Annotated in this window: 2 protein-coding genes; both read left to right on the top strand. The window is 38.4% G+C overall.

What is annotated here, in order from left to right; genetic code table 11:
- Positions 1-405: hypothetical protein (locus QME58_14420; protein MDI6805007.1), on the top strand; the 405-nt coding region annotated here is incomplete at its 5' end.
- 121 nt (positions 406-526) lie between these two features.
- The gene (locus tag QME58_14415; GenBank protein ID MDI6805006.1) at positions 527-682 is read left to right on the top strand and encodes a hypothetical protein; all 156 of its coding nucleotides are present in this window, start codon (positions 527-529) and stop codon (positions 680-682) included.
- The last annotated feature ends 45 nt before the right edge of the window (positions 683-727 follow it).

Below are 727 nucleotides of genomic sequence, written 5' to 3'. Positions count from 1 at the left end.
TGGGAACCCGGAGAGCGAAAAATTCTTAAGATTAATGAAAATAACACTATTGATACAATTCCATGGATAGGATATAGACGTATACATTCGACTTGGTTTGAAGATGAGAAAAGAATTTTTACATCAGGTAGTGGAGTTTTTATTCGTCGTCCTGATAAACATTGGCAGGAAATGACTGAGCTTCCTTTGTATGGAACTGATAGAGTCCGAGGTATAAGTACAAACGATGTTTTTGTTGTTGGTTCTTATGGTCTTGTTGCACATTATAATGGTTTAAACTGGCATGTATATCCTGAAGCAGCAACGGCACAGATTTATTACTCATGCGACTATAAGAATAACATTATGGTTGCTGTAGGTGAAAGATATTCCCGTGCGGTTGCATTAATAATGAGGAAAAGATGAGGAAAGTATGAAAACAAACCGTTCACGTTCACCCCCATAAAACACTGAGCGGCAGTGAACCACCACCGCCGCCCGGTTACAAAATAAACAAATTGGCGATTTTTATAAATTGGTTTATGAGATGGATAATAATTATGTTGAAACCGAACCCGGCCAATCAATGCAGTTAACATTCGAAGATGGTAACATTGGCAGCGATAAAGTGATGTTGCTTGTTGGAAGGTCTCCAATAAAAGAACCAATCGGGGGTTTAGAAAAGTTAAACGGAAAAATATAAACCCGCAGGATATCAGATTCCGTAAAAATATGTCGTACACGTGGG

The sequence above is a fragment of the Bacteroidota bacterium genome (assembly GCA_030017895.1).
In the GTDB taxonomy this organism is placed as follows: Bacteria; Bacteroidota; Ignavibacteria; order UBA10030; family BY39; genus JASEGV01.
The sequence above is the reverse complement of the archived record's forward strand: the minus strand, read 5'-3'. Positions and strand labels throughout refer to the sequence as shown.